We start from the raw sequence: 14,263 nt of genomic DNA, 5'->3' as shown, positions 1-14,263 counted from the left end.
CCAGGAAGCCTTCCAGGCCGTCGACATCGTCGAGATCGCCAAGCCGGTGACGAAGTGGGCGGTGCAGGTCAAGGAGGCCGCGCAGCTGCCGTGGATCTTCCGCGAGGCGTTCCGGATCGCCCGCTCGGGCCGGCCGGGCCCGGTGCTCATCGACCTGCCGATCGACGTCCAGAAGCAGGACATCGAGTGGGACTCGTCGATCGACTCGCCGCTGCCGGTGACGGCCGTGAAGCCCGCCCCGGCGCGGGTCGAACGAGCCCTGGACCTGCTTCTGCAGGCCGAACGCCCGCTGATCCTGGCCGGCGGCGGGGTCGTCCTGGGGGAGGCGAGCGAACAGCTGCGGGCCGCGGCCGAGCACTTCGGCATGCCCGTCCAGGTGACGCTGATGGGCAAGGGCAGCTTCCCCGAGGACCACGAGCTGTTCGCCGGGATGGCCGGCATCCAGACGTCGCAGCGCTGGGCCAACGCGGCCTTCCTGGAGGCCGACCTGGTCCTGGCGCTGGGCGCCCGGTTCGGCGACCGGCACACCGGCGAGCTGTCGGTGTACCGCGGCGACCGGAAGTTCATCCACGTCGACATCGAACCCACGCAGCTGGGCAAGGTGTTCGGGCCGGACCTCGGGATCGTCTCGGACACGCGTGAGTTCCTCGACGCGCTGCTGGCGGCCGCGGCGGAACGCGAGGCCCGGCCGCGCCGGGACTGGATCGCCCGGATCGGCGAGCTGAAGGCGGCGCTGCCCCGGCGCGACGACTTCGACAGCCTGCCGATCAAGGCACCGCGGGTGTTCAAGGAGATCAACGAAACCTTCGGCGAGGACACCTACTTCGTCACCGCGATCGGGCTCTACCAGATCTGGTCGGGCCAGTTCCAGCAGGCGCACAAACCACGGCACTACCAGGTGTGCGGCCAGGCCGGCCCGCTCGGCTGGGAGATCCCGGCCGCGATCGGCGTGAAGAAAGCACGCCCGGAGGCGGAGGTCGTCGGCGTGGTCGGCGACTACTCGTTCCAGTTCCTGGTCGAGGAGCTCGCGGTCGCCGCCCAGTACGACGTCGGGTTCGTGCTGATCATGCTCAACAACGAGTACCTCGGGCTGATCCGGCAGGCCGAGACCGGCTACGAAATGAACTTCGAGGTCGACATCCACTACGACGCGATCGGCACGGACAACGTGAAGATCATGGAGGCCTACGGCTGTTCCGGCACCCGCGTGCACGAGCCGGGGGAGATCCGCACGTCCCTGGAATGGGCGCGCAAGGAGGCCGAGCGCACGAGCCGGCCGGTCCTGGTGGAGATCATGATCGAACGCGAGGGCAACGCCGCCATGGGCGCCGCCCTCGATGCCGTCCGCGAGTTCGAGCCCTGTTGACGCTCGTGAGTGGTAACGCGCGTTAGAACTCGCCTTACCACTCACGACCACGGCCGCCGTGCGAGAGCCGACCTCGTGCGGCGGTCTTGGCGTGCCCGCGGGACGGGCGTTGTCGGAAAGTACAAACGCGGGCCCGAAATTCACCCGTCTTTCAGGGGTTTTGCCGTGGTCGCGGCCACACCGCAGCGTGTGTACTTCTTGCCGAAGCAGCCCCGAAAGGACGTCCACAGTGGAATTCCTCCGACCCGACTCGCTGGCCGGCGCGCTCGCCGCGAAGGCCGCGAACCCCGGTGCGGTCCCGATCGCCGGCGGCACGGACGTGATGGTCGAGCTCAACTTCGACCACCGCCGTCCCGGCGCCCTGCTCGACCTCGGCCGCGTCGCCGAACTGCACGAGCACGGCACCGACGGCGACCGGATCCGGATCGGCGCCGCCGTGCCCTACACCCGGATCATCGGCGAGCTCGGCACCCGGCTGCCCGGCCTGGCCATGGCCGCGCGGACCGTCGGGTCGCCGCAGATCCGCAACCGCGGCACGGTGGGCGGCAACCTCGGCGCGGCCTCGCCCGCGGGTGACTCGCACCCGGCGCTGCTGGCCGCGGACGCCGACGTCGAGATAGCGTCGGTCCGCGGCACCCGGATCGTCGCCGCGAAGGACTTCTACACCGGGGTCAAGCGGAACGTCCTGGCGCCGGACGAGCTGATCACCGCGGTACTGGTGGCCCCCGCCACCGGGCCGCAGCAGTTCAGCAAGATCGGAACCCGCAACGCGATGGTCATCGCCGTCGCCGCCTTCGGCCTGGCCCTGCACCCGGACCAGCGCCGGGTCGGCACCGGCGTCGGCTCGGCCGCGCCCACGCCCCGCCGTGCCGTCGAAGCCGAAGAATTCCTGGCGGCCGAGCTGGACTGGGACGCTCCGAAGGCGTTGGACGACTCGGTGAAACGCCGCTTCGGTGACCTGGTGGCGGCAGCCGCGTCGCCGATCGACGACGTCCGCGGCAGCGCGGCCTACCGGCGGCACGCCCTCGGCGTCATGGCACGCCGGACGCTGACCTGGGCCTGGACCGAATACTGCGGAGGGAGCGCGAAGTGCGCGTGAACGTCACCGTCAACGGCGAACGGCGCCGGGCGGACAACGTCTGGGAAGGCGAAAGCCTCCTCTACGTGCTGCGCGAGCGGCTCGGCCTGCCGGGCTCTAAGAATGCCTGTGAGCAGGGCGAATGCGGCTCGTGCACGGTCTACCTCGACGGCGTCCCGGCGTGTGCGTGCCTGGTCGCGGCCGGGCAGGCCGAAGGCCGCGAGGTCGTCACGGTCGAAGGACTGGCGTCCGGCGATGCGCTCGACCCGGTGCAGGAGGCGTTCGTCGAGCGCGGCGCGGTCCAGTGCGGGTTCTGCACGCCGGGGCTGCTCGTCGCCGCGCACGACCTGATCGAGCGCGTCCCGGACCCCAGCGACGTCGAGATCCGCGAGGCCCTCGCCGGAAACCTCTGCCGCTGCACCGGCTACGAGAAGATCCTGGACGCCGTCCGCGACGCCGCCGCGAAGAAGGCCGTCCGATGAGCGCCCCGGCCCGCTCTCCGCAGGAGCTGCACGACACCATCGCCGGCGGCATCGGCGAGAGCCCGCTGCGCCCGGACGGCACGCTGAAGGTGCGCGGCGAGTTCGCCTACTCCTCGGACCTGTGGCACGAGGACATGCTGTGGGGCGCCACCCTGCGCAGCCCGCACCCGCACGCCCGGATCGTCCGCCTCGACGTCTCCCGCGCGCTGGCCCGGCCCGGGGTGCACGCGGTGCTGACGCACGAGGACGTACCCGGGGAGAACGTCTACGGCCTGAAGTACCAGGACACCCCGGCGCTGGCCGCCGGCCTCGTCCGCTACCAGGGCGAGCCGGTCGCCATCCTGGCGGCCGACCATCCGGAGATCGCGCGGCAGGCGCTCAAGGAGATCGTCGTCGAATACGATGTCCTGGAGCCGATCACCGATCCCGAGCGGGCGGCGCACGACGACACCCTGCCGAAGCTGCACCCGGGCGGGAATCTGGTCCGCCACCAGCGGATCGTCAAGGGCGACCCGGACGCCACCGCGGACGTCGTCGTGTCCGGCGTGTACGAGATCGGCATGCAGGACCAGGCGTTCCTAGGGCCGGAGTCCGGCCTGGCCGTGCCGGCCGAGGACGGCGGCGTCGACCTCTACCTGGCCACCCAATGGCTGCACGTCGACCAGCGCCAGACGGCGAAGGCCCTCGGCCTGCCGCTGGAGAAGGTCCGGCTGACGCTGTCGGGGGTCGGTGGCGCGTTCGGCGGCCGCGAGGACCTGTCGATGCAGATCCACTCCTGCATGCTCGCGCTGCGCACCGGCCGTCCGGTGAAGATGAGCTACAACCGGCTGGAGTCGTTCTTCGGGCACGTCCACCGCCACCCGGCGAAGATGTACTACGAGCACGGGGCGACGAAGGACGGCAAGCTCGTCTACGTCCGCGCGAAGCTGTACTTCGACGGCGGCGCGTACGCGTCCAAGACTCCCGTCGTGGTCGGCAACGGCACCACGCTCGGCGTCGGCCCGTACGACGTCCCGAACGCCCACATCGAGGGCTGGGGGGTCTACACCAACAACCCGACCTGCGGTGCGATGCGTGGCCTGGGCGCGGTCCAGCCGACCTACGCCTACGAGTCCCAGATGGACAAGCTCGCGTCCGCTTTGGACATGGACCCGGCGGAACTGCGGATCCGCAACGCGCTCAGCGAAGGGTCCACTGTGGTCACCGGCCAGGTGGTCGACTTCCCGGCGCCGGTGGCGGAACTCGTCCAGCGGGTCCGCGACCTGCCGCTGCCGCCCGCGCCCGCCGGCGAGCGGGACATCCGCGAGCTGCCGGGCGGGGTGTCCAACACGACCCACGGCGAAGGGGTCGTCCGCGGCGTCGGCTACGGCGTCACGATCAAGAACATCTCCTACGCCGAGGGTCTCGACGACTACTCGACCGCCCGGGTCCGCTTGGAGGTGCTCGGCGGCGAACCGGTGGCGATGGTGCACACCGCCGCCGCGGAGGTCGGGCAGGGCCTGGTGACGCTGCAGCAGCAGATCGCCCGCACCGAGCTGGGCGTGACCCGGGTGAGCGTGCATCCGGCCGACACGAGCGTCGGCGACGCGGGCTCGAGCTCGGCGTCACGCCAGACCTACGTCACCGGCGGCGCGGTCCGCAACGCCTGCCGCGCGGTCGCGGATGCTGTATACAGTCGACTCGGCGTTTCGTCCGAAGGGATGAGCCTGGCCGGCGGCAAGGTGGTCGCGGCGGACGGCGAAGTGGTCGCGGACCTGGCCGAGCTGCTGGGCGACACGGCCATCGAGGAGACCCGCGAGTTCCACCACCGCCCGACCTACCCGCTCGACCCGGAAACCGGCCAGGGCGACGCCCACGTCCAGTACGGCTTCTCCGCCCACCGGGCGGTGGTCGACGTCGACCTGGACCTCGGCCTGGTCAAGGTCGTCCAGCTCGACTGCGCCCAGGACGTCGGCAAGGCGATGAACCCGGACGCCGTCGTCGCCCAGATCCAGGGCGGCTCGGCGCAGGGCCTCGGCCTCGCCGTGATGGAGGAAATCCTGGTGCAGGACGGGAAAGTGCGGAACCCGTCGTTCACCGACTACCTCATCCCGACCATCCTCGACATGCCGCCGATGCGCGTCGACGTCCTCGAACGGCCCGACCCGCACGCGCCCTACGGCGTCCGCGGCGTCGGCGAACCACCCACGATCTCGGCCACACCGGCGATCGCCAACGCCATCCGCGCGGCCACCGGCCTCGAGCTGCCGCGCGTCCCGATCCGCCCCGAGCACATCACCGGAGTCTGAGATGACCACGTCGATTTCCGTCGAGCAGGAATGGCTGGACGAAGCCGTCCGCATCGCCGCGCGCAACGTCGAGAACGGCGGCGGGCCGTTCGGCGCGCTGATCGTGCGGGCCGGCGAGGTCGTCGCGACCGGTGTCAACCGCGTCACCGCGAACCTCGACCCGACCGCGCACGCCGAGGTGGTCGCGATCCGCGCGGCCTGCCAGGCGCTCGGCACGTTCAAGCTGGACGGCTGCGTGCTCGTCTCCAGCTGCGAGCCGTGCCCGATGTGCCTGTCCTCGGCGCTGTGGGCGCGGGTGGACAAGGTGCTCTTCGCCGCCGACCGCGACGACGCGGCCAAGGCCGGCTTCGACGACCGCGCCTTTTACGAGCTCTTCGACCGCCCGCGCGAAACGTGGACGGTGCCCGTGACCCGACTGTCCACGAAGGACGGTTTTGCCCCCTTCGCGGCCTGGCTCGACAAGGCCGACCGCACCGACTACTGACCCACAAGGCCAGCTGACCGGAGCACAACCGAATCGAACGTCCCGCTCGGCCAGGCACGGCGTGGTGCCTGGCCCTGGCCGAGCACACCCAATGAGGATTATTCAGCCGTCGCCCGGCGCAAAGTCCCCGTTGGGCTGCACGCTCAAGTCCGTTGCGCCGGGCTAGCCCGAATAACCCTCACCGGCAAGGGCAGGACGCATGACCCAGACCGAAGTCCCCACCCCAGTAGTCGACGAAGTACCCCCGCAACGCCGTTCGCCGCTCGACAAGTTCTTCGAACTGCGGGCGCGGCAGACCACGATCGGCCGCGAAGTCCGCGGCGGCGTCACCACGTTCGTCGCGATGGCCTACATCGTGCTGCTCAACCCGCTCATCCTCGGCGCCTCCGCCGACATCACCGGCGCCCGGCTCTCGGCCGCGCAGGTGACCACGGCGACCGCGCTCGCCGCCGCCGTGATGACCGTCCTCATGGGGCTCGTCGGCAACGCCCCCCTCGCGCTGGCCGCCGGGCTCGGCATCAACGGCATCGTCGCCTTCCAGATGGCCCCGTCGATGACCTGGGCCCAGGCCTTCGGGCTGGTCGTGCTCGAAGGCGGGTGCATCGTGCTGATGGCCGTCAGCGGCGTCCGCGAGCGGATCATGAACGCCATCCCGCGGCCGCTCAAGACCGCGATCACCGTCGGGATCGGGCTCTACATCGCCCTCGTCGGCCTGGTCAGCGCCGGGTTCGTGACCCGGGTGCCGGACTCGGCGCAGACCACGGTCCCGGTGCGCCTCGGGGCGGGCGGGCACCTGCACGGCTGGCCGATCGTCGTGTTCTGCTTCGGCCTGCTGCTGATGATCGTGCTGGTGGCCCGCAAGGTCCCGGGCGCGGTGCTGATCAGCATCGGGGCGGCCACCGTGCTGGCCGTCGTGCTGCACCAGGGGTTCGGCGTCGGCGGCTGGGGGCTCACGACCCCGGCCCTGCCCGACCACGTCGTCGCCGCGCCTGACTTCGGGCTCTTCGGCCACATCGACCTGTTCGGCGGCTTCGCTTCGGCAGGTGCCCTCGCGGCCACGGTCTTCCTGTTCACGCTGGTGCTGTCCGGCTTCTTCGACGCCATGGGCACGATCACCAGCGTCTCCGACGAAGCCGGCCTGTCGCGGCACGGGAAGGTGCCGCGGATGGGCCGGATCCTGCTGGTCGACGGCGCGGGCGCGATCGCCGGCGGCGTCACCGGCTCGTCGCCGAACACGGTGTTCCTCGAATCGGCGGCCGGCGTGGGCGAGGGGGCGCGGACCGGGCTGGCGAGCGTCGTCACCGGCCTGCTGTTCGCCGGGACGCTGCTGTTCACGCCGCTGGCCGGGGTGGTCCCGGCGCAGGCCGCCGCCCCCGCGCTGGTGGTCATCGGCGGGATGATGGTCGCGCAGTGCCGGACCATCCCGTGGCACGACCCGGACTACACGATCCCGGTGTTCCTGACCGCCGCGCTGATCCCGTTCACCTACTCGATCACCAACGGCGTCGGGGCCGGCCTGATCGCGTTCGTACTGATCAAGATCGGCCGCGGCAAGTGGCGCGAGGCCGGCTGGCTGCTTTCGCTGCTGGCGCTGGTTTTCGCCGTGTACTTCGCCGTCGACGGTGTCGAAGCCCTTTTCCGGTAAGGAGTTCCCGTGGCCCTGATGTTCTTCAACGGCGGCGCCATGCGCGGCGAGCCGCTGCACCACCTCCTGGACGGCTCGCCGTTCGTGGGCACCGCCCGGACGGCGGCGAAGTACCGCTTCTACGCGGTCGGTTCGCAGTGCCCGGCGCTGTACCCGGTCTCGCACGGCGGCGCGTCGGTCACCGGCGAGGTATACGACGTTTCGCTGGACGACCTGCGGGACAAGGTGCTGCCGTCCGAGCCGCACGAGCTGGAGCTCGGCGTGGTGGAGCTGGCCGACGGCAGCTCGGCGTTCGCGATGCTGCTGCGGCGGCCGTACACCTCGCACGTCGCCCTGCGGGACATCACGGAGATCGGGGACTGGCGGGCGTACAGGGCGAGCGCGTGAAGGTTCTCGTGGCGCCGGACAAGTTCAAGGGGTCGCTGACCGCGGCCGAGGTGGCGTCGGCGGTGGCTTCCGGCCTCGCCGACGTCCACCCGGCGGTCGCGGTCACGACGCTGCCGGTGGCCGACGGCGGCAAAGGCACGATCGACGCCGCCGTCGCCGCCGGGTTCCGCCGGGTCCGGGTGCCCGCCCGCGGGCCGACCGGGGTGCCGCTCACGGCGTCCTACGCGGTCCGGGGCGGCACCGCGGTGGTGGAGCTGGCCGAGGCGTCCGGGCTGCACCGGCTTCCCGGCGGGCCGGAACCGCTCACCGCGTCGAGCGCGGGCACCGGGGACGTCATCGCCGCAGCGGTGGCCGCGGGCTGCCGCCGGATCGTGCTCGGCGTCGGCGGCAGCGCGTGCACCGACGGTGGCGCCGGAATGCTGACCGCGCTGGGCGCCCGGCTTCTGGACGACGCCGGGCGCGAGCTGCCGCCGGGTGGTGCGGCCTTGTCCCGGATCGCCGCTCTGGACCTGACCGGATTGTCCGAAGTGGACATCGAGCTGGCGAGCGATGTGGACAATCCGCTGTACGGGCCGCGGGGGGCCGCTGCCGTCTACGGCCCGCAGAAGGGTGCGTCCCCCGGCGATGTCGAAGTGCTGGACGCCGCCCTGCGACACTGGGCGTCGATCGCCGGACCGGCGATCGCCGAGCGACCGGGTGCGGGCGCGGCCGGGGGAGTGGGCTTCGCCGCGCTGGCCGTGCTCGGTGCCCGGATGCGCCCGGGCATCGAGCTCCTCCTCGACCTGCTCGGCTTCGACGCGGCACTGACCGGGGCTTCCCTGGTCATCACCGGCGAGGGCTCGCTCGACCAGCAGACTCTGGCGGGCAAGGCTCCGGCGGGAGTGGCCCGCGCCGCGGCGGCCAAGGGCATCCCGTGCGTCGCGGTGTCCGGACGTTGTGCGCTGTCCGCGCACGCCCTCGCCGGCGCGGGCATCTCGGCCGCGTACGCGTTGACCGACCTGGAACCGGACCCGGCGCGGTGCATGGCCGAGGCGGCGCCGTTGCTCCGCCGCCTCGCCCGGCAAGTCGCGGCCGACCACGTATCGAACAAGTGATAGCGGCCTTTTGTTATCATTGGAACCATGGTGACGAAGACGGCGGCGGACACCCGTGAGCGGATCCTCCAGGCGGCGGCCGCGCTGCTGGCGGCGGAGGGCCGCGACGGCCTGTCGACCCGTGCGGTCAGCGCGGCGGCCGGGGTCCAGCCGCCCGCGCTGTACCGGCTCTTCGGTGACAAGGACGGCCTGCTCGACGCCGTCGCCGCGTACGGCTTCGACGAGTACCTGACGAGCAAGCGCGCGCTGGGCTCGACCGGCGACGCGGTGGAGGACCTGCGCCGCGGCTGGGACCTGCACATCGAGTTCGGGCTCTCCCGTCCGGAGTTCTACGTGCTGATGTACGGCGACACACGCCCGGGCCGCACGTCGCCCGCGGGCCGGGAGGCCGAGGCGATGCTGCGGGGCATCGTCGAGCGCGTTGCGGCGGCGGGCCGGCTGCGGGTGAGCGTCGAGCGCGCGGCCCGGCTGGTACACGCGACCGGCATGGGGGTGGTGCTGGCCCTGATCGCAACCCCGCCGGCGGAGCGCGACCCCGAGTTCTCGGCGACGGCGCGGGAGACGGTACTGAGCCGGATCCTGACCGGCGGCGGTGAGCCAGCGGGCTCGGACCTGCCGGAGCGGGCGATCGCGCTGCGGGCCGGTCTCGACGGGGCCACCGTGCTGACCGCGGCCGAGCGCGTCCTGATGGCCGAATGGCTGGATCGGATCGCCGACGCCTGAGCCGGGACTGGATCGGTTCAGTCCGATCGGACATTGCTTGTCACCGACACGTGGCTCAATATGTTGCGGCTCGCAACATATTGACGACAACGCCGTCGGAGGGTCCCGATGATCAGGTGGAAAGCAGTCCTGGCCTGCGCCGGAGCGGGAATTCTGCTTGCCGGTGCGCTGCCCGGCACGGCCTTGGCGAGCGGTACCGCGACCGACTGCTGCGGCGGCGGGGCCTCGTGGGCGACCGGCAACAAGTCCGCGCTCGGCACGGCGGCGACCACCGGCAGCCCGGTGTGGTTCACCGTCGCCAACGGCGTCACCTCGGAGGTGTTCTACCCGCGCGCCGACGTCCCGAACATGCAGGATATAAGGGTCATATAGCAGCTGACCTGCGCCGGAGCCTCCACCGTGGGGCAGATCTGGGGCAGACAGCATGTCGATCTTTCGCCGCACCATCACCTTGCTGATCCTGATGGCGCTGATCAACCTCGCGAGCTACGGCGTCGGCAGCAAGGCCATCGTGGCCGCGGTCATCGGCGCGGCGCTGGTCGTCGCGCTCGCCCGCTACGGCCACCAGGCCGTGACGCTCGCCTGGGCGGAGCGGCTCAGCGGACTCGAACAGCACGAGGCCCCGGCAGCGTAAGCCTGCCGGGGCCTCGTGCCCGTGCGTCGCTCAGTCGGCCGGCCACTCGTAGGACAGCTCGTACCGATCACCGGCCAGCACCATGTCGTTCATCTCCAGTGGTCGGCCATCGGCGCTGTAGGCAACCCGTGTCACGGTGATCACCGGCACGCCTTCTGCCAGCTGTAGAAGCGAGGTTTCGTCCGGCGTCGGCATCCGGGCGCCGACGTGTTCGACGAAGCTGCCCAGCGTGTAGCCGGCTTCCTCCAGACGCGCGTACGCGCCGCCCGGGCCGGTGTTGACCTCTTCGATGAGGGTGCCGCGCGTGATCTCGCGAGGGAGGCGCGACACCGCCAGTTGAACTACCAGCCCATCGGCACGCATCACCCGGTCCCTCACGGTGATCTCGGCGCCTTCGTCGATGGCGAGATGGGCAGCGGTCCGGGTGTCCGCCTCCTCGAAGCGGATCTTGACCGACGAGGACGCGGTGAAGCCACGCGCCGCGGCATCTGCAAGGAAAGCGCCACGGTTCCGCTCCCGAGCCTCGCGAGAGAGGCGTGATCGCGCGATCCGTTGAATGCTGGCCGGCGGCCGGACGAACACGCCACGTCCGTGCTCGGACGTCACGAGACCCTCCGACCGCAGCACATTGATTGCATCGCGGATCGTCGGACGAGAGACGTCGTAGTTCTCCACAAGCTCGCGTTCACTCGGAAGCTGCTCGCCAGCCGCGTAGTGGCCGCTGCCGATCTTCTGGCGAATATCGGCCGCGACCTGCTTGAACGCCGGAATGCCGCTTCTGCGATCGACCATGCGCAGATTGTCGCACTGGTCAGCTTGTCTTGACCAGTTGTGTACCCGGTAGTACCGTCGCTGAACATGTCATTACAAGTCAACGGAGCGTAACGGATGCTGGGGGCCACCATGGCTGACGAGGGTTGGCGGCAGGTAAGAGCTTTCCGCACGACCGACGAGATGGGCAAACCGACGGACCTGATCGTTGGTCTCGTCGAGGTCGCCAACGGTCGCGTCGAACCCGCCATCAAGATCGACGGCAAGACAGCGCTGATCCCGCTCGAAGACATCGGCAGCGCGATCCCCGATGCGGTGCGCGGTGTCCTCCAGGAGTGGTGGAAGCGGGAAGGCCGGTGATCGTGCCCGAGGTCGCCGGCGCCCGGCAAGACCGCGCCCGCCTCTGGAACGCGATGCTCGGCGGCGGCGAAGCCTACGAGGAGGACCGCGTAACTCTTCGGAAGTTGCGGGAAGCCGCGCAGGACGTCGAGCGGATCGCCATTAACGAAGCCCTGTTCGTCGAGCGGGCCTGGCGATTCACCATCGGGCTGCGCGGCATCGGCCAGGTCATCTACTGCGGGGCGCCGATTCCGCCCGGTCCTCCGCCGCACACAGCCGCGCGGGAACCGATCGAATTGGGCCTCTTGCATTCGGTGGTCTACGTCGAGCCCGATCCGCTGCTGAGTGCAAAGGGAACTGGCTACCTCGCAGACGACATCGCGGTGGTGAAGCGCGCTGACCCTCTGGACCTGGCTGACGTGGAAACTGTGCTCCACACTGAGCTCGTCGCAGACGAGCCGGTCGCGGTAGTCGCGCCAAGTGTTCTGCCGTGGCTCGGCGACGGCGCCGCGCGCGCCTGGACGCGGGGCCTGAGCGCGCTACTTCCCAAGGGGTCTTACCTGATCGCGAGCCACTTCCTCGATCCGGAGATGGACTCGGCGGTCGTACTCGTAGAACGGCTGCTTCAAAGGTTCGATGCGAGTGGGAGCCTCAGCGGCGCGTTCTTTCGTCGGCAGGCTGCGATCGAGCAGCTCATCGACGGCTGGGAACTCGTGCGCCCTGGAGTCATCCCAGCGCAGGGATGGTGGCCGGACGGTCCCGTGCTGCGCGAGGAAACGCCGAGCGACCGGCTTATGGCTGGCGTCGTCGCGCGGATCCCGCGCCCATCCCCCTGAACGGCCCGGCTGCTGCGGTGACCCCGATACCCGTGGCGGCCGGGTCTCCCACTCCGCCCGCCGTGCCTCCTCCCCCCTCGATAGGTGCGGCGGGCGGACCAGACCGCGCCCCCTCGCGTAGAGGTGGGCGCGGAGCCGGGCCCCCGGCCCTCCATCCGGGGGCCCGGCGCCACCCGTAACAGCAATCATGATCGAGACGACCAGGCTGGTGGACATCCATTTCCGCGAGGAGCGCAGCATGTACCGCATCCGCCGGCCGGAATGGTTCGCGCTGAACGAACCCCGGCACTACCTGATCTTGCTCGGGGTCCTGGCCGCGGTGTGCCTCGTAATCGGCGGTGTCCGCTGGACCATGACAGCGCCCGTGCAGGCTCGCCAGGAGCAGGAGCAGCAGCGCCATCACCAGGAGGCTGAGGACGCGGCGCGCTATCTTGACGCCTGCCGCGCGGATGGGACGTGCTGAGCAGGTAGGCATGACGAAATTGGCCCCTCGCACTCGAAGGTGCGAGGGGCCGCTTCGGGTCTGCTGCTACGCGAGGGCGGGGTGGAACGTCACGACCTCGGTGCCGACGGCGGGGAAAGTCTGCGGCCCGCTCGGCCAGGTGCCGCGAGCCTCGATCTTCATCTCGCCGGCGGCGTCGGTGTCTCCGGCCGCCCACGCGCGCGTCAGCACCGCCACGTTCGGGGTGGCGTCGCTGATCGCGACGTCGCCGGAGCTGAGGACGGTGTTGAACACGACGACGCCGTTGAGCGACCCGATGACCCGCCACGCGCTGACGCCGCGGAAGTCCGCTGTGGGGTCGGAGACGGTGAGCACCAGCGCGGGCTCCAGGTCGCCGACCTTCATGTCCATCGGCACGGTCATGCCTCCTCGGTGATGGTGAGCAGCGCCCGGTTCGGCGTGCAGCTGGCGGTCGCTGGGTTCGCCGCGGCGGCGAGCCGGGCCAGGTTCGGGCGGATCGTGACCTTCGGGCGGACGGCCGGGACGACCGTGCGGTCGAAGCCGTGCGCCACCACGGGCGGCGCCATCGCTGTGCCGACACCGGTGATGACGACCCGGCCGGCGCCGGACGCGACGACCGGCGGCGCGACCGCCGCGCCGCTACCGGTGATGGTGGTGCCGAGCGTGCCGGTCCCCGCGGCGACGACCGGTGGGGCGGTGGCCGCGCCCGTCCCCGCGACGACGACCGCGCCGGTGCCCGCCGCCGTGGTGGGCGGCGCGGTGGGCGCGCCCTGGCCGGCCACCACGGCGCTGCCCTGGCCGCTCGCGGCGACCGGAGGGGCCAGGGCGGCCCCGCTGCCCGTGACGACGGCGCCGCCGGTGCCCGCGGCGGCCGCGGGCGGTGCGTTCGCCGCGCCGGATCCGGCCACCCGGACAGCCGAGGTCCCAGCGGCTACGACCGACGGCGCGGTGGTGGTGCCGGTCCCGGAGACGGTGACCGCCCCGGTGCCGGCCACGGCAACGGCAGGTGCGACCGCCGCCCCCGTCCCCGTGATCGTCGGGGTGAGCGACACGTCGGCGACCAGGGAGAGCGGCGTCGAGCCAGCGACCAGGTGCCGCGCGTTGCCGGAGGTGTCGTTCAGGCTTACGCCGCCCGAGCCGTTGTCACCGAAGGGCCAGACGCCCCAGGCCCCAGCCTTCACCGGCGCGGTGGCCGCGGCCTCGGCGGCCATCTCCGCGTCGGTCAGCACGGTCGCAGCCCAGGTGCGCAGGTAGTCCACGACGCCGGCGAACCACTCCGAGCCGTCGCTCGGCGAACGGCCGAAGACCGTCCACGTGTCCGGCGTGCCGGAGCTGTTCACCGTGCCAGTCACCTTGGACAGCGAAGCTGGGTTGGTGCCCCAGTACAGCGCGGCCGCTGTCCCGTTGCGGGTGGCACCGACGAAGACGTACTGGTTCAGCGTCTGCGCCGTGCCGTTGATGCCGGTCGCGCTGGCCGCGCTGTAGAGCGATGGCGCCAGGCTCTTCATGCCGAACACCATGGCGGTGCCGCCGCCCGCCTCGACGCGCACGATCGGGCTGAAGCTGGCCGAGGCGGTGGGTTTGACCCAAGCGCACACCGACCAGGTGCCCAGCGCGGGCGCCTGGTTGATGCTGACGCGGTCGGTCGCGGCGTCGGCGAGGCCGGCCACGGA

The 14,263-nt window shown here is 71.3% G+C and carries 17 protein-coding genes; 14 read left to right on the top strand and 3 right to left on the bottom strand.

Going from position 1 to position 14,263, the window contains the following annotated elements; all coding sequences use genetic code 11:
* From AB0J55_RS17930 to AB0J55_RS17880, 11 genes are all read left to right on the top strand, one after another.
* The coding region (locus AB0J55_RS17930) for a thiamine pyrophosphate-dependent enzyme (RefSeq protein ID WP_364249112.1) at positions 1–1,366 on the top strand (1,366 nt) is incomplete at its 5' end.
* Between the two features lie 229 nt (positions 1,367–1,595).
* Entirely contained in the window at positions 1,596–2,465 is an 870-nt protein-coding gene (locus tag AB0J55_RS17925; RefSeq protein ID WP_364249110.1) for an FAD binding domain-containing protein, read from the top strand.
* On the top strand, positions 2,456–2,926 hold the full coding sequence (locus tag AB0J55_RS17920; RefSeq protein WP_364249108.1) for a (2Fe-2S)-binding protein: 471 nt from the start codon (positions 2,456–2,458) through the stop codon (positions 2,924–2,926). The genes AB0J55_RS17925 and AB0J55_RS17920 overlap by 10 nt, the downstream gene beginning before the upstream one ends.
* Positions 2,923–5,214: a xanthine dehydrogenase subunit D gene (gene pucD / locus AB0J55_RS17915; RefSeq protein ID WP_364249106.1), complete on the top strand. Its 2,292-nt coding sequence runs from the start codon at positions 2,923–2,925 to the stop codon at positions 5,212–5,214. Before AB0J55_RS17920 ends, pucD begins: the two co-directional genes overlap by 4 nt.
* 1 nt (position 5,215) lies before the next feature.
* Positions 5,216–5,698 (top strand): nucleoside deaminase, encoded by a 483-nt coding sequence (locus AB0J55_RS17910; protein WP_364249104.1) that lies wholly within the window; start codon positions 5,216–5,218, stop codon positions 5,696–5,698.
* 199 nt (positions 5,699–5,897) lie between these two features.
* A complete protein-coding gene (locus AB0J55_RS17905; protein ID WP_364249102.1) occupies positions 5,898–7,343 on the top strand; it encodes an NCS2 family permease in 1,446 nt (481 codons plus the stop codon).
* Between the two features lie 9 nt (positions 7,344–7,352).
* Positions 7,353–7,730: a gamma-glutamylcyclotransferase gene (locus tag AB0J55_RS17900; protein WP_364249100.1), complete on the top strand. Its 378-nt coding sequence runs from the start codon at positions 7,353–7,355 to the stop codon at positions 7,728–7,730.
* Positions 7,727–8,824: a glycerate kinase gene (locus tag AB0J55_RS17895; protein WP_364249098.1), complete on the top strand. Its 1,098-nt coding sequence runs from the start codon at positions 7,727–7,729 to the stop codon at positions 8,822–8,824. The genes AB0J55_RS17900 and AB0J55_RS17895 overlap by 4 nt, the downstream gene beginning before the upstream one ends.
* Positions 8,825–8,851: 27 nt before the next feature.
* Positions 8,852–9,547: a TetR/AcrR family transcriptional regulator gene (locus AB0J55_RS17890; RefSeq protein WP_364249096.1), complete on the top strand. Its 696-nt coding sequence runs from the start codon at positions 8,852–8,854 to the stop codon at positions 9,545–9,547.
* 108 nt (positions 9,548–9,655) lie between these two features.
* Positions 9,656–9,919, top strand: coding sequence for a hypothetical protein (locus AB0J55_RS17885; protein ID WP_364249094.1), 264 nt, complete (start codon positions 9,656–9,658; stop codon positions 9,917–9,919).
* Between the two features lie 52 nt (positions 9,920–9,971).
* A complete protein-coding gene (locus tag AB0J55_RS17880) occupies positions 9,972–10,181 on the top strand; it encodes a hypothetical protein (protein ID WP_364249092.1) in 210 nt (69 codons plus the stop codon).
* Positions 10,182–10,211: 30 nt separating this feature from the next.
* Here the strand turns inward: AB0J55_RS17880 and AB0J55_RS17875 are convergent, their stop codons facing one another.
* Complete coding sequence (locus AB0J55_RS17875) at positions 10,212–10,973, bottom strand: GntR family transcriptional regulator (RefSeq protein ID WP_364249090.1); 762 nt, start codon at positions 10,971–10,973, stop codon at positions 10,212–10,214.
* A gap of 96 nt (positions 10,974–11,069) precedes the next feature.
* Between AB0J55_RS17875 and AB0J55_RS17870 the strand changes: the two genes are divergently transcribed.
* From AB0J55_RS17870 to AB0J55_RS17860, 3 genes are all read left to right on the top strand, one after another.
* A complete protein-coding gene (locus tag AB0J55_RS17870) occupies positions 11,070–11,312 on the top strand; it encodes a hypothetical protein (protein WP_364249088.1) in 243 nt (80 codons plus the stop codon).
* A complete protein-coding gene (locus AB0J55_RS17865; RefSeq protein ID WP_364249086.1) occupies positions 11,309–12,127 on the top strand; it encodes an SAM-dependent methyltransferase in 819 nt (272 codons plus the stop codon). Before AB0J55_RS17870 ends, AB0J55_RS17865 begins: the two co-directional genes overlap by 4 nt.
* Positions 12,128–12,314: 187 nt before the next feature.
* Positions 12,315–12,590: a hypothetical protein gene (locus AB0J55_RS17860; RefSeq protein ID WP_364249084.1), complete on the top strand. Its 276-nt coding sequence runs from the start codon at positions 12,315–12,317 to the stop codon at positions 12,588–12,590.
* A 66-nt stretch (positions 12,591–12,656) separates the two neighbouring features.
* On the opposite strand, the gene AB0J55_RS17855 is transcribed toward AB0J55_RS17860, so the two are convergent.
* Both AB0J55_RS17855 and AB0J55_RS17850 read right to left on the bottom strand, forming a co-directional pair.
* A complete protein-coding gene (locus AB0J55_RS17855; RefSeq protein WP_364249082.1) occupies positions 12,657–12,992 on the bottom strand; it encodes a hypothetical protein in 336 nt (111 codons plus the stop codon).
* Positions 12,989–14,260, bottom strand: coding sequence for a LamG-like jellyroll fold domain-containing protein (locus AB0J55_RS17850; protein WP_364249080.1), 1,272 nt, complete (start codon positions 14,258–14,260; stop codon positions 12,989–12,991). Before AB0J55_RS17850 ends, AB0J55_RS17855 begins: the two co-directional genes overlap by 4 nt.
* Positions 14,261–14,263: the final 3 nt, after the last annotated feature.

It is taken from the genome of Amycolatopsis sp. NPDC049688 (assembly GCF_040674975.1).
Classification (GTDB): domain Bacteria; phylum Actinomycetota; class Actinomycetes; order Mycobacteriales; family Pseudonocardiaceae; genus Amycolatopsis.
This window is presented reverse-complemented; position numbering and strand designations above follow the sequence as displayed.

What these genes read in the sequence shown, in the direction of transcription:
- AB0J55_RS17860 (WP_364249084.1), top strand. Translation starts at nt 12,315, where the DNA reads ATGATCGAGACGACCAGGCTGGTGGACATCCATTTCCGCGAGGAGCGC.
- AB0J55_RS17880 (WP_364249092.1), top strand. Translation starts at nt 9,972, where the DNA reads ATGTCGATCTTTCGCCGCACCATCACCTTGCTGATCCTGATGGCGCTG.
- AB0J55_RS17875 (WP_364249090.1), bottom strand. Translation starts at nt 10,973, where the DNA reads ATGGTCGATCGCAGAAGCGGCATTCCGGCGTTCAAGCAGGTCGCGGCC.
- AB0J55_RS17910 (WP_364249104.1), top strand. Translation starts at nt 5,216, where the DNA reads ATGACCACGTCGATTTCCGTCGAGCAGGAATGGCTGGACGAAGCCGTC.
- AB0J55_RS17870 (WP_364249088.1), top strand. Translation starts at nt 11,070, where the DNA reads ATGCTGGGGGCCACCATGGCTGACGAGGGTTGGCGGCAGGTAAGAGCT.
- AB0J55_RS17855 (WP_364249082.1), bottom strand. Translation starts at nt 12,992, where the DNA reads ATGACCGTGCCGATGGACATGAAGGTCGGCGACCTGGAGCCCGCGCTG.
- pucD (WP_364249106.1), top strand. Translation starts at nt 2,923, where the DNA reads ATGAGCGCCCCGGCCCGCTCTCCGCAGGAGCTGCACGACACCATCGCC.
- AB0J55_RS17905 (WP_364249102.1), top strand. Translation starts at nt 5,898, where the DNA reads ATGACCCAGACCGAAGTCCCCACCCCAGTAGTCGACGAAGTACCCCCG.
- AB0J55_RS17890 (WP_364249096.1), top strand. Translation starts at nt 8,852, where the DNA reads ATGGTGACGAAGACGGCGGCGGACACCCGTGAGCGGATCCTCCAGGCG.
- AB0J55_RS17885 (WP_364249094.1), top strand. Translation starts at nt 9,656, where the DNA reads ATGATCAGGTGGAAAGCAGTCCTGGCCTGCGCCGGAGCGGGAATTCTG.